At 72.5% G+C, this 12,665-nt stretch carries 12 protein-coding genes and 1 pseudogene; 11 read left to right on the top strand and 2 right to left on the bottom strand.

What is annotated here, in order from left to right; all coding sequences use genetic code 11:
• From ACZ6Y1_RS21780 to melC2, 10 genes and pseudogenes are all read left to right on the top strand, one after another.
• Nucleotides 1-105: pseudogene (locus ACZ6Y1_RS21780) on the top strand (ABC transporter permease); the annotation flags it as partial.
• Nucleotides 106-364: 259 nt separating this feature from the next.
• The gene (locus tag ACZ6Y1_RS21785) at nt 365-1,132 is read left to right on the top strand and encodes a GntR family transcriptional regulator (RefSeq protein ID WP_469632072.1); all 768 of its coding nucleotides are present in this window, start codon (nt 365-367) and stop codon (nt 1,130-1,132) included.
• 51 nt (nt 1,133-1,183) lie between these two features.
• Complete coding sequence (locus tag ACZ6Y1_RS21790; protein ID WP_125741086.1) at nt 1,184-1,411, top strand: 4Fe-4S dicluster domain-containing protein; 228 nt, start codon at nt 1,184-1,186, stop codon at nt 1,409-1,411.
• A 15-nt stretch (nt 1,412-1,426) separates the two neighbouring features.
• Entirely contained in the window at nt 1,427-2,770 is a 1,344-nt protein-coding gene (locus ACZ6Y1_RS21795) for an ABC transporter substrate-binding protein (protein ID WP_469632074.1), read from the top strand.
• Nucleotides 2,767-3,636 carry an ABC transporter permease gene (locus ACZ6Y1_RS21800; RefSeq protein ID WP_469632077.1) on the top strand — a complete coding sequence of 290 codons (870 nt, stop codon included), beginning with the start codon at nt 2,767-2,769 and terminating at the stop codon, nt 3,634-3,636. The genes ACZ6Y1_RS21795 and ACZ6Y1_RS21800 overlap by 4 nt, the downstream gene beginning before the upstream one ends.
• A complete protein-coding gene (locus ACZ6Y1_RS21805; RefSeq protein ID WP_469632080.1) occupies nt 3,633-4,394 on the top strand; it encodes an ABC transporter ATP-binding protein in 762 nt (253 codons plus the stop codon). Before ACZ6Y1_RS21800 ends, ACZ6Y1_RS21805 begins: the two co-directional genes overlap by 4 nt.
• A gap of 24 nt (nt 4,395-4,418) precedes the next feature.
• The gene (locus ACZ6Y1_RS21810) at nt 4,419-7,154 is read left to right on the top strand and encodes a fumarate reductase/succinate dehydrogenase flavoprotein subunit (RefSeq protein WP_469632083.1); all 2,736 of its coding nucleotides are present in this window, start codon (nt 4,419-4,421) and stop codon (nt 7,152-7,154) included.
• Nucleotides 7,155-7,241: 87 nt separating this feature from the next.
• Nucleotides 7,242-8,012, top strand: coding sequence for a hypothetical protein (locus ACZ6Y1_RS21815; protein ID WP_469632086.1), 771 nt, complete (start codon nt 7,242-7,244; stop codon nt 8,010-8,012).
• A 100-nt stretch (nt 8,013-8,112) separates the two neighbouring features.
• A complete protein-coding gene (melC1, locus tag ACZ6Y1_RS21820; RefSeq protein WP_469632089.1) occupies nt 8,113-8,538 on the top strand; it encodes an apotyrosinase chaperone MelC1 in 426 nt (141 codons plus the stop codon).
• On the top strand, nt 8,535-9,368 hold the full coding sequence (gene melC2, locus ACZ6Y1_RS21825) for a tyrosinase MelC2 (protein WP_469632091.1): 834 nt from the start codon (nt 8,535-8,537) through the stop codon (nt 9,366-9,368). Before melC1 ends, melC2 begins: the two co-directional genes overlap by 4 nt.
• 70 nt (nt 9,369-9,438) lie before the next feature.
• Here the strand turns inward: melC2 and ACZ6Y1_RS21830 are convergent, their stop codons facing one another.
• Nucleotides 9,439-10,611, bottom strand: a complete 1,173-nt coding sequence (locus ACZ6Y1_RS21830) for an agmatine deiminase family protein (RefSeq protein ID WP_469632094.1) — start codon at nt 10,609-10,611, stop codon at nt 9,439-9,441.
• 62 nt (nt 10,612-10,673) lie between these two features.
• On the bottom strand, nt 10,674-11,837 hold the full coding sequence (locus ACZ6Y1_RS21835; protein WP_469632096.1) for an agmatine deiminase family protein: 1,164 nt from the start codon (nt 11,835-11,837) through the stop codon (nt 10,674-10,676).
• Between the two features lie 185 nt (nt 11,838-12,022).
• Between ACZ6Y1_RS21835 and ACZ6Y1_RS21840 the strand changes: the two genes are divergently transcribed.
• Nucleotides 12,023-12,655, top strand: coding sequence for a TetR/AcrR family transcriptional regulator (locus tag ACZ6Y1_RS21840; protein WP_469632099.1), 633 nt, complete (start codon nt 12,023-12,025; stop codon nt 12,653-12,655).
• The last annotated feature ends 10 nt before the right edge of the window (nt 12,656-12,665 follow it).

A 12,665-nucleotide genomic window follows, 5' to 3' on the forward strand; every position in this document is an offset into this window, starting at 1 on the left:
GCCATCATCCTCATCCTCGTCGTCGGCATCGCCATCGACCTGCTCATCTTCAGCCCCGCCGAACGCTGGGTCCTGCGCAGCCGCGGCCTCCTGGTCAAGGGCTGAAATCCCCTTCCACACCTGCTCGTCCCACACCAGTACCGGCTCCACGGAGGCATCGCCTCCGGCGGAGCCGGTGCTGTTTTCGCCGTGGCGCGGCCGTGTTCGCATCCTGGCCGTCACGTGGTCCACCTGGTGGTCACAGTGGTGGCGGATCTTGCCCCATCACCTACGAATCCGCAGGTCAGAGCTGTGCGAACGGGTCATCAGGTGGCGCAATACTGCGGCAACACCACGGGTGGCACCGGGCCGGTACGTTCGTTCCATGCCCGCCGAACCCGCCCCCGCCGCCCGCCCGGTGGCCGCCGCGCGCCGTCGCCGGCTGCGAGCGGACCAGGCCCGGCAGCTCGCCGACCTGCTGCGCCACCAGATCCTGGCGGGCGGCTTCCCCGGCGGTGTCCTCCCCCTGGAGGACGCCCTCGCCGCCGACTACCGGGCCAGCCGCAACACCGTCCGCCAGGCCCTGGACCTGCTGCGCGGCGAGCAGCTCGTCGACCGCCAGCCTGGGGTCGGCACGGTGGTGGTCTGCGAGAAGTACCCGCACGGCCTGGACCGCCTCCAGGGCCTGGCCGAGACCCTGCACGAGCACGGCCGCGTCACCAACGAGGTGCGCACCGTGGGACCGGTGACCGCACCGGGCCCCGTGGCGCACCGGCTGGAACTGCCCGAGTACAGCGACGTCCTCTGCATCGAGCGGCTCCGCCGCCTGAACGGGCTGCCGCTCTCCCTCGACCTGTCCTACCTGCCCATGGACCTGGGCGGTGAACTCCTCGGCTGCGACCTCGAGAACACGGACGTGTTCCGGCTCCTGGAGTCTCTGACCGGCAGCCCGCTGGGCCACGCAGAGATCACCCTCGAGGCCGTCAACGCCGACGCGCACTCCGCCGCCGTCCTCCAGGCGCCGCGCGGTGCTGCCGTCCTGATGCTGGAGCGGCTGACCCGTCTGCCCGACGGGCGGCCGGTGGACCTGGAGTTCATCCGGTTCCGCGGCGACCGCATCACCATGAGCGGCGTGCTGCGCCGCTCGCTCTGAACACTCCCCCATCCTCCTGTTCCCCGCCCTTCCGGGCCCTTGGAGACAGCCATGCCCCTGGTTCCCCAGCGCGCCGACGTGCCCGTGACCATCGACGAGTCCAAGTGCATCGACGGCTGCACGCTCTGCGTCGACATGTGTCCCCTCGACTCGCTCGCGATCCGCGAGGACAACGGCAAGGCGTACATGCACGTGGACGAGTGCTGGTACTGCGGCCCGTGCGCGGCCCGCTGTCCCACCGGTGCCGTGACCGTCAACATGCCCTACCTGCTCCGGTGAAAGGCCCCCTCCCCCATGCGTCGCAGAATCCTCTTCCCCGCCGTACCGGTCGCCCTTCTCCTGCCCCTGGCCACCGCCTGCGGCGGTGCCGCAAGGACGGCGGGCGGCTCGCCGAAGACGGTCACGGTGACCGTCGGCTACCAGTCCAAGACCATCAACACCGTCACGGCCGGCACCCTGCTGCGCTCCCTCGGCTACTTCGAGGAGGAGCTGGCGGCGCGCGGCAAGCAGGAGGGGGTGACGTACAAGGTCGACTGGCAGGACTATGCGACCGGCGCTCCCATCACCGCGCAGATGACCGCGGGCAAGGTCGACATCGGTTCGATGGGTGACTTCCCGCTGCTGCTCAACGCCGCCAAGGGCAAGGAACTGAAGCAGCCGACCGCGCTGGTCGCGGTCACCGGCTACAACCTGCGCGGTGGTCTGAACACGGTGGTGACCGCGCCGGACTCGAAGCTGGAGTCGCTGGCCGACCTGAGCGGCAAGAAGGTGTCCACGAGCGTCGGCTCGGCCGCCGACGGGACCCTCATCCGGGCCCTGCAGCGCGCCGGGATCGACCCGGAGAAGGGCATCCAGAAGCTCAACCAGCAGCCCAGCGTGGGGGCTTCGGCCCTGCAGGCGGGCAGTGCGGACGCGCTGTCGCAGTTCGTGGCCTGGCCCGGCCAGCTGGCCTTCGAGGGCCGGGCGAAGGCCCTGTACGACGGGGCCGAGCTGAACCTCCCGACCTTCCACGGGGTCACCGTCCGGCAGAAGTTCGCCGGCGAGAGGCCGGGCGTGCTCGACGACTTCCTGAAGGCGCAGCGCCGGGCGACCGACTACCTGCGGACGAGCCCGGTGGCGGCGGCCGAGTCGGTCGCGAAGGAGACCGGGCTGCCGGCCGAGGTGGTCTACCTCTACAACGGAGCGAACGGCATCGCCACCTTCGACCCGGAGCTCCGCCCGGAGCTGGTCGCCGCGCTGAAGGAGGACGTCCCCGTGCTCAAGGCGGCCGGTCTGGTGGGCGACGTGGACGTGGACGCCTTCGTCGATCCGGCGCCGCTGAAGCGGGCCACGCAGGCCCCGTCCTACCCGCAGGCCGCCGCGGCCAAGGCGGAGCTGTGGCTGAAGGGTCAGAACTCCACGGTCTCCTTCGACAGCCCCAAGGAGCTGCTGAAGGCCGCCAAGGGCGCCGACGTGCGGGCCGCGTACGTCCCGGACGCCCTGACGGGCACCCTCTGGTACGCCGACAGGTCGGTGTGGGTGGCCGACGGCGCCGAGCTGCGGGCCTTCGTCACCCCGGCCAGCGCGAAGCGGTACGTCAACGGTCACGCCGGGGCGCGGGTCATCGCTTACACGGACGCCGTGGGCCTCGCCTCATGAGCGGGGGCCGCTGGCTGATCCGGGTGGCCTCGCTGGCCGCGGCCCTCGGGCTGTGGCAGCTGCTGACCTCCCTGGACGTCAACCTGTGGCTGCGGTTCGAGCAGTTCCCGACGGTCGGCGAGGTGTCCTCCGCCTTCGCCGACCGGCTCGGCACCGGCCCGTACTGGCAGGACCTGGGCCACAGCCTGCGGCGGATCCTGGTGGGTTTCGCGCTGGCCGCGGTGCTGGGTGTGGCGGTCGGCACGGCGATCGCCCGGTCCCGTTGGGCCGCCGACCTGCTGGGGCCGCTGGTGGAGGTGGCGCGGCCGGTGCCGGCCATCGCCCTGGTCCCAGTCGCCATCCTGCTCCTGCCGACGAACGAGCAGGGCATCGTGTTCATCACCTTCACCGCCGCCTTCTTCCCGGTGGTGGTGTCGACCCGGCACGCGGTCCGGGCCCTCACCCCGGTGTGGGAGGAAGCCGTGCTGACCATGGGCGGCGGCCGGCTGCGGGTGCTGTTCTCGGTGGTGCTGCCCGGCGCCCTGCCGGGGGTCTTCGGCGGCCTCTCGGTGGGCATCGGCGTCGCGTGGATCTGCGTGATCTCCGCGGAGATGATCTCGGGCGAGTACGGCGTGGGCTACCGCTCCTGGCAGTCGTACACCGTCCTCGACTACCCGGGGGTCTTCGTCGGCATGGCCACCATCGGCGCCCTGGGCTGGCTCACCTCGACCGCGGTGGAGCTGCTGGGCCGCCGGGCCACCGCCTGGCTCCCCCGCCCGGCCGCACGGCCGGCCGCGAAGCGCACCCCCGTAAGCACGGGCGCCGAGCCCGCCGCCGCGCCCGCCCCGGCCGCCACGGCCGTCCCCCGGAAGGAACCGGTTCCATGAGCAGTTCCCCCGTCCTGCCCGCCGACGCTCCCCCGCAGACCGGGGCGGCACTCGCGCTGGAGGACGTACGACTGGGCCACGCGGACGGCGTCGCCCTGCCGGGCGAGGTCACGCTGAGGATCGCGCCGGGGGAGCTGCTGGCCGTGGTCGGGCCGTCCGGCTGCGGGAAGTCCACGCTGCTGCGCACCCTCGCCGGCCTGCTCCCCCCGCTGGACGGGCGGGTCACCCAGGACGGCGGGCCGGTCTCCGGGCCCGCCGCCGACCGGGCGCTGGTGTTCCAGGACGACGCCCTGCTGCCCTGGCGCACCGTAAGGGCCAACGTGGAGCTGCCCCTGGCGATCCGCCGGGTCCCCCGGGCCGAGCGGCGGCGGTCGGCCGCCGAGTGGCTGGAGCGGGTGGGTCTGGCCGGGCACGCGGGCAAGCTGCCGCACCAGCTGTCGGGCGGGCAGCGGCAGCGCGTCCAGCTGGCCCGGGCACTGGCCGGGCGGCCCCGTGCCGTCCTGATGGACGAACCCTTCGGTGCGCTCGACGCGCACACCCGCGCCGGGATGCAGGACCTGCTGGTGGACATCCTGCGCGGCACGGGCGCGACCGTCGTCTTCGTCACCCACGACGTCGACGAGGCCCTCCACCTCGGCGACCGGGTCGCCCTGCTGGGCTCCGGCCGGGTGCTGGACGTACCGCGTCCGCGTGAACGCGCCGCGCAGCACGCCCCGGAGACGGCCGAACTGCGCCGACGCATCCTCGAATCCCTCTGAAAGGCACCTCCCGTGGAGACCCTGGTGGACACTCCCCTTCCCGTTCCGGCGCTCGCCGACGCGACCGAACTCTCCTGCGACGTCCTCGTGATCGGCGGCGGGACGGCCGGCACCATGGCCGCGCTGACCGCGGCCGGACGCGGTGCGCGGGTGCTGCTGCTGGAGAAGGCGCACGTACGGCACTCCGGCGCGCTCGCGATGGGCATGGACGGGGTCAACAACGCGGTCGTCCCGGGCCGGGCCGAACCCGACGACTACGTCGCCGAGATCACCCGCGCCAACGACGGCGTCGTCGACCAGTCCACCGTCCGGCAGACTGCGACGCGGGGCTTCGCGATGGTGCAGCGCCTGGAGTCGTACGGGGTGAAGTTCGAGAAGGACGAGCACGGCGAGTACGCGGTCCGCCAGGTGCACCGGTCCGGTTCGTACGTGCTGCCGATGCCGGAGGGCAAGGACGTCAAGAAGGTCCTCTACCGGCAGCTGAGGCGGCGTGAGATGCGGGAGCTGATCCGCATCGAGAACCGGGTCATGCCGGTGCGGGTCCTCACGCACCCGCAGGACGGGCGGGCCATCGGCGCCGCGGGGTTCAACACCCGCACCGGGGAGTTCGTGATCGTCCGGGCGGGCGCGGTGATCCTGGCCACCGGGCCGTGCGGGCGGCTGGGGCTGCCGGCGTCCGGCTACCTGTACGGCACGTACGAGAACCCGACGAACGCGGGCGACGGCTACGCGATGGCCTATCACGCGGGGGCCGCGCTCACCGGGATCGAGTGCTTCCAGATCAATCCGCTGATCAAGGACTACAACGGCCCGGCCTGCGCGTACGTCGCCAACCCGTTCGGCGGCTACCAGGTGAACCGGCACGGCGAGCGGTTCGTGGAGTCGGACTACTGGTCGGGGCAGATGATGGCCGAGTTCGCCGCCGAACTCGCCTCCGACCGGGCCCCGGTGTACCTCAAGCTCAGCCATCTGCCCGAAGAGACCGTCAGCGCCGTCGAATCGATCCTGCACACCACCGAACGGCCCACCCGGGGCACCTTCCACGAGGGCCGCGGCCACGACTACCGCACCCACGACATCGAGATGCACATCTCGGAGATCGGCCTGTGCGGCGGCCACTCGGCCTCGGGCGTACGGGTCGACGCGCACGCCCGCACGACGGTGCCCCGACTGTACGCGGCCGGCGACCTGGCCTGCGTACCGCACAACTACATGATCGGCGCGTTCGTCTACGGAGACCTGGCCGGTGAGGACGCGGCCCGGTACCGGGCGTACGAGGGCGAGCTGCCCGGCGACCAGCTGGCCGCGGCCCACGAGCTCGTCTACCGGCCGCTGCGCAATCCGGACGGGCCGCCCCAGCCGCAGGTGGAGTACAAGCTGCGGCGGTTCGTCAACGACTACGTGGCGCCGCCCAAGTCGGGGGCGAAGCTGTCCCTCGCCGTGGAGGCGTTCGACCGGATGTCGCAGGAGATCGCCGGGATGGGGGCCCGTACGGCGCACGAGCTGATGCGGTGCGCCGAGGTCGGCTTCATCCGGGACTGCGCGGAGATGGCCGCCCGGGCCTCGCTGGCCCGCACCGAGTCCCGGTGGGGGCTGTACCACGAGCGCCTCGACCACCCGGAGCGCGACGACACCGGCTGGCTGCACCACCTCGACCTGCGCAAGTCGCCCACCGGGGCGATGGAGTTCACGGCGCGGCCCGTGGAGCCGTACACCGTCCCGGTGCCCGGGTTCACGCCGGAGCCGGGACCGGAGCGGCTGCTGGGCGAGGTCACCCTGGTGCCGGTGGCCACGGCCGGGCCGGGGGACGCCGCCCCGGCGGCGCGGCCCGCCGGGGACGGCCCTGCCGCACGCCCGGAGGAGGCGTCCGCGGAGTCCTCCGCTCCGAGCCCCGCCCTGCTGCGCCTCCTCGCCCTCGCCGAGGAGTCGCCCGACCTGGACGCGTTCGGCCCCTACCTGCAGGACGCCGATCCCGCGGTGCGGGCGGCGGCCGTGGCGGCCCTCGGCGAGACCGTGCCGGCCGGCGCCGGGCCCGCGCTGGCCGAGCGCCTGCGGGACGGCGCGCCCCGGGTCAGGGCCGCCGCGGCGGCCGCACTGCGCGAGCTCGTCGAGGTGCTCCCGGCCGGGCCGGAGCTCGGGGCCGGGCTGCGGGCGGCGCTGGACGTGGCCGACCCGGCCGTCCGGGCGGCCTCGCTCGACGTGCTGCGCGCACTGCGGCTGGGCGACGCCGGGACGTACGCCCTCGCGCTCTCCGACGCCGACATCGAGGTCCGCACCACGGCCGTCCGTGCCCTGGTGTCGGTCGAGGCGGTGGCGGAACTGGCGGTGGCCGCCGCGGACCCGGCCCGCGAGGTCCGGGTCGCGGTGGCCCGCGGGCTCGCGGCCGTGCGCGCCCCGGCCCCGGCACCCCTCGACCCGCTGCTGGACGACCCCGACCCGCTGGTCCGGGGCGCGGCCCTGCGCGCGCTGGCGGACACCGGGTGCCCGCCCCCCTACGCCGTACGGGCGGCCGGCGCGCTCCACGACGCGGCGTGGCAGGTCCGGGCGGGTGCGGCGGCCGCCCTCCGGTCGGCGCCGCCCCCGGAGGCGGTACCCGCCCTCGCCCAGGCCCTGGCCGACCCGAACGCGGACGTCCGCAAGGCCGCGGTGCTCTCGCTCCTCGTCCACCGCGCCGTCCCCCGGGCCCGTACCGCCCTGGCCACGGCCACCTCCGACCCGGACGCCGACGTACGCGCCTACGCGTCCCGGGCCGCCTCCTGACCGGGCCCCGCCGCGGCGGCGGGCGCCCGGACTGCGGCCGCCGCCGCACGGAACTAGGCTGATCGGGTGAGAGGGAGGTGAGGTCCCATGTCCGCACCTCGCGCAGCCCTGGCACCCCGGACCGCCGCGGCCCGCCGCAGGGCCGCCGCCACCGTCTGCCTGGTGGTCTTCGCCGCTACGACGGCGGGCGCGGGGGCCGCCCGGGCCGATGACAACGGCATCGCCGACCAGAGCGCCCAGGCCATCGCGGACGCCGCGCGCAAGGCGATGTCCGGGGTCACGTCCATGCGCATGGCGGCCAAGGTGACCGAGAAGTCGGGCACCACCTCGCTGGACCTCCGGTTCGACGAGAACGGCAACTGCGTCGGCACGGTCACACCGCCCGGCGACGTGGGCTCGGCCGAGATCATCAAACGCGGCAAGGACGTGTGGCTGAAGCTCGACGACGCCCTCCTGCGCTCCCAGGTGCCCGCCGCCGCCGCGAACGACGCGATCGCGCTCATCAACGGCCGCTATCTGCACGGCACCACGGGCAGCCTGCTGCTGCGCGACTTCGCCGACTTCTGCGATCTGGACTTCTTCAAGAGCGAACTCTCCTCGAAGCCGGTGAACGAACAGCTGACCAAGGGTCCGCGGAGCTCCGTGGACGGGCAGCCGGCCATCACGGTCACGAGCAAGCAGAGCGGCCGGACGGGCACGTACCAGGTCTCCACGCAGGACGAGCCGTACCTCCTGCGGGTCAAGGGCACCGAGGACTCCGGCGAGCGGCTTGAGGCCACCTTCTCCGATTTCGACGAGACCGTTCCGGCCAAGGCTCCGGCCCCGTCCGACTCGGTCGACCTGTCGCAGCTCCAGTAGCCCCAACCCGGCTCGGGATGCGGAACGTTGTGCACCGGATCGTGCTGAATGCAAGGGGCACTGATCGGCCACTCGCGGCCTTCTGATACTTCTTCAAGACATGAACATGATCACCCGTCGGCACGCCCTGGCCATCGCCGCCGGCACAGTCACCGCTGCCGGTCTGACCACCGCCTGCGACTCCTCGGCCAAGGGGTCGAAACCGGCCTCCGGCGCCTCCGGCGCGCCGGACGCCTCCGGCAAGCCCCTGGCCATGCCCACCGGCACCATCGACGAGACCTTCGAAGGCCGCCGCATCCAGATCAGCTTCGACGGGGGCGGCCACCACTCCCCCGGCCTGCCGACGATCAAGATCGACGGCAAAGAGCTGCACCTGATGCGCAACGCCGACAACACGTGGGTCACCCTCGTCAACCACTACGAGACGTTCCCCGACCCCATCTCGGCCGCGCGAGCCGCCGTCCGCGAACTCCAAGGTGCCGGTCTGGTCGCCTTCGACCCGAAGAAGGCAGGACCGATCAAGTGACCGTCCGCAAGAGCACGGCCGCGCTGACCGCCGACGAGAAGCGCGCCTTCACCAACGCGGTGCTGGAGCTGAAGCGCAACGGCATCTACGACCAGTTCGTCGACGTCCACAACTGGTTCCTCACGGAGGACAACGACTTCGGCGACCGGATCGCCCACCGGGGCCCTTCCTTCCTGCCCTGGCACCGCCGGTTCCTGCTGGACTTCGAACTGCACCTGCAGCGGGTCGACCCGAAGGTCTCCCTCCCCTACTGGGACTGGACCGTGGACCGCTCCCCCACCTCCGCCCTGTGGGCCGCGGACTTCATGGGCGGCACCACCCGGGCCCGGGACGGGCAGGTCCTCGACGGGCCGTTCGCCTACTCGGGCGGCAAGTGGCCCATCACCGTCGGGGTGGACTCCCGCCAGTACCTGCGGCGCAACCTCGGCGCGGGCACGCCCCAGCTGCCGACCAAGGCCGAGGTCAACTCCGTGCTCTCCATACCGGAGTACGACGTGGCGCCCTTCAACAGCGCCTCGGGCGGCTTCCGCAACGCCCTTGAGGGCTGGCGCGGGATCAACATCCACAACCGGGTCCACGTGTGGGTGGGCGGCCAGATGACCAGCGCGGCCTCCCCCAACGACCCGGTGTTCTGGCTGCACCACGCCTTCATCGACATGCTGTGGGCGGAGTGGCAGGCCCGGAACCCGAAGTCCGCGTACGTGCCGGCCGCCCGGACGGACCACGTGGTCGACCTGCACGGCGTCATGAGCCCGTGGACCGACGTGACGCCGGCCGACATGCTCGACCACCGCAAGTTCTACACCTTCGACACCGAGGGCAAGCGTTAGGAACGGCTCCACCGGACCGCGCGCCCGCACGCGCCCGGTCCGGCGAACCGTTCCCCCTACCGGTGGCCGATCAGACCGCCGGTGGCACGACCGGCTGCGACTGGGTGCTGCAGTGGATGCCGCCGCCGCCACTGGCGATGCCGTCGATGTTCAGCTGGACGACGTCGCGGCCGGGGTAGGCCGCCCGCAGGATGTCGTACGCCACCCCGTCGGCGACGCTGTCGCCGAAGTGGGGCGCCAGCACGGCACCGTTGACGGTGTAGTAGTTGGTGTAGCTGGACAGGAACTCCGGTTCGTTCCGGACGTCGACGCGGATGTGGTCGCGGTCCGGGCCGGGGAGTTCGGTGATGGCCAGCGGGCGCCCCTTGGCGTCGGTGGCGCTCTGCAGGGCCCGCTTGGTCTCCTCGTAGACCGCGACCCACTTGGGGTCGGTACGGGGGCCCGGCTTGTCCAGCATGACCCGGCCGGGCGCGATGAACCGTGCCAGGCAGTCGATGTGGCAGTCGGTGATGTCCTGGCCGGCCAGTCCCGGCACCCAGATCACCTTGTCGATCCCGAGGGACGACTTCATCGCCTCCTCGACCTGGGCCTGGCTCGTGCCCGGGTTGCGGTTGGAGTTGACCAGCGAGCTGACGGTGGCCAGCAGCGTTCCCTGGCCGTCCGTCTCCAGCGATCCGCCCTCGCCCACGAACGGCGCCCGGATCCGGTTGACGCCGTACTCGGCCAGGAGCGCCGTGGCCGCCGCGGCGTCGTTGGCGAAGGGCTGGGCGTACTTCGTCCCCGCCTTCCCCCAGCCGTTGAAGTTGGTGTCCACACCCGCGATCGCCCCCGGTGCCACCACGAAGGTGGGGCCGAAGTCCCGGATCCACAGGTCGTCGTTGGGTATCTCGATCACCGTGATGCTGTGGTAGGCGCCGGCTCCGCACTCGTAGCGGGCGTCGGCGGCCTGTCCCGGCCGGGCCAGCACCACGACCGGCTCGTACCGGGAGATGGCGTCGGCCACGGTGGCGATGTTCCTGCGCACCTGCGTGAGCTTGGTCGACCAGACCGAGGAGAGCGCCGGCCAGGCCATGAAGGTGCGGACATGGCGCTCGCCCTCGTCGGGCATCCGCAGCATCGCGGATCCGACGGGGGCCGTGGCCGCCCGGGCGGCTGCGGGAAGTGCGGAACCGAGGGCCGCGAGCGGCAGGGCCGCCGCGCCGAACCGGAGCAGCCTGCGTCGGGACGTGCCTGGCGTGTCCATGGGACTCCTCATGAGATGAGAAAGGCAACCCGCTCCGGGATGCCTGGGGCGTGCGGCGGTCTTTACGGGGCCGGCTGCTGCTGGGTGACGCAGTGGATGCCGCCGCCTCCGGCGCCCAGGTAGTCGGTGTTCAGCTGGACGACGGTCCGGCCCGGGAAGAGCTGGACGAGTGCGGCCCTGGCCGCGGCGTCGGCGGCGGTGTCGCCGAACTGGGAGGAGATCACCGCGCCGTTGCACACGTAGTAGTTGGCGTAGGCCGCCACGAAGTTCGGGTCGGCCGAGCGGATCTTGTAGTAGTCCGGCCCCTGGAGCTTGGTGACCGTGATCGGGGTGCCGGACGCCGTCTTGGACGTGGACAGGATCTGGTACTGCTGGCGCGCGTCCTTCGCGTAGGCGTCGGTGTCCGTCGCCAGGGGCATCTGGACCACCGCGCGACCCGGGGCGAGGAACCGGGAGGTGGCGTCGACGTGGTCGTCGGTGATGTCCTGGCCGACCACCCCGTCGAACCAGATGACCTTGGACGCGCCGTACGCGGAGCACATAGCGGCCTCGATCTGCGCCTGCGTCATCCCGGGGTTCCGGTTGCGGTTGATGATGCTGCTGCGGGTCGCCATGAGGGTGCCGGCGCCGTCCTGCTCGATGGCGCCGCCCTCCCCCACCAGGTCGGCGTAGGTGATCGGCACGCCCGCGTAGGCGGCGATCCTCTCGGCCACCAGCTCGTCCCGGGAGTGCGTCTGACGGTTGCCCCAGCCGTTGAAGTTCAGGGCGACCGCGTCGAGGCCCCCGGCGCCGTTGCGCCGGAAGACGGGCCCGGTGTCGCGCATCCAGCAGTCGTCGACCGCGATGGACGTGATCACCGTGACCGCCGGACCGCACATCGAGCGCGCCGTGGCGGCGCTCGCGGGGTTGGCGCACATGATGACCGGCTCGTACTTCGCGATCGTCTTCGCGATCAGCGCGATGTTGCCCTGGACGCCGCCGAGCTTGCCGCGCCAGATCGCGGTGCTGTCCGGCCACGCCATCCAGGTCCGGGTGTGGCGCACGTCCTCGGCCGGGACCACGAAGGTCCCCGCCGCCGGGGCCCGGCCGATGCGGGACACCGCCCGCGCCGCCGCCTCGGAGGTTCCCAGCGCGACGCCGGCCCCGGCGAGGGCCGCCGCCGTCAGGAACCCGCGCCGACCGAGGGCTCCGCCGGCCGGCGGCCTCTTTGCCACGTGATCGTTCATCTACGCCTCCTGTGTCAACTCCCCGCGATATCACCGCGGTTGGCCGGAAAGCTATTCCTGACCGAGCGCTCGGTCAATATTCTTGGCAGTACTTCCCGCATCCGGTCGGCCCCGATGACGAGGCCGGTCTCGCGGGGTGCGGGGAAACGCCCAGGTGGCGCTCCGTCACTCGTTAGAGTTGCGCCATGGCAGCCCCTCCGAAGGAACCGCAGACTCCCGTGTCCGTCCCCGGCCGGGCAGGACGGACCCGCGTCTCGGTCAAGGGGGAACAGACGCGCGCGCGGCTGATCGCGGCCGCGCGGACGCTCCTGGGCGGCGAGATGAGCGCGCGTTTCACGACGCGCAACGTGGCAGCCCTGTGCGGGGTGTCGCACGGCATGTGCCACTACCACTTCGCGGACCGTACGGACCTCGTCCTGGCGGTGATCGACGACATCCGGCCGGAGTGGATCTCCCCCATGGAGGAGGCGGTGGACGCCCCGGGCACCTTCGCCGAGCGCGCGGAACGGGTCGTCCTGCTGCTGACCCGGGGCGAGAGCCCGGACCTGTCGCACCTCCATTCGGCGCTGCACTGGCACGCGCTGAACGACGATCGCGTACGGGTGAGCCTGGAGGCGGAGTACCGGAGGTGGCGGGCCTGCTTCGTCCGCCTCTTCGAGGTGCTGGCGGACGAGCGCGGCGGCATCGACCCCCGCCCCCTCGGCGAGGCGGTGGCCGCCGCCGTGGACGGGCTGGCCGCCATCCAGTCCCTCGACGCCGAGGTCGACGCCGGGTCCGTCTTCCGTACGCTGATCTTCACTCTCGCCGCGGGCGCCTGAGGCGGGCCGG

Source organism: Streptomyces sp. NPDC053432 (genome assembly GCF_055585365.1).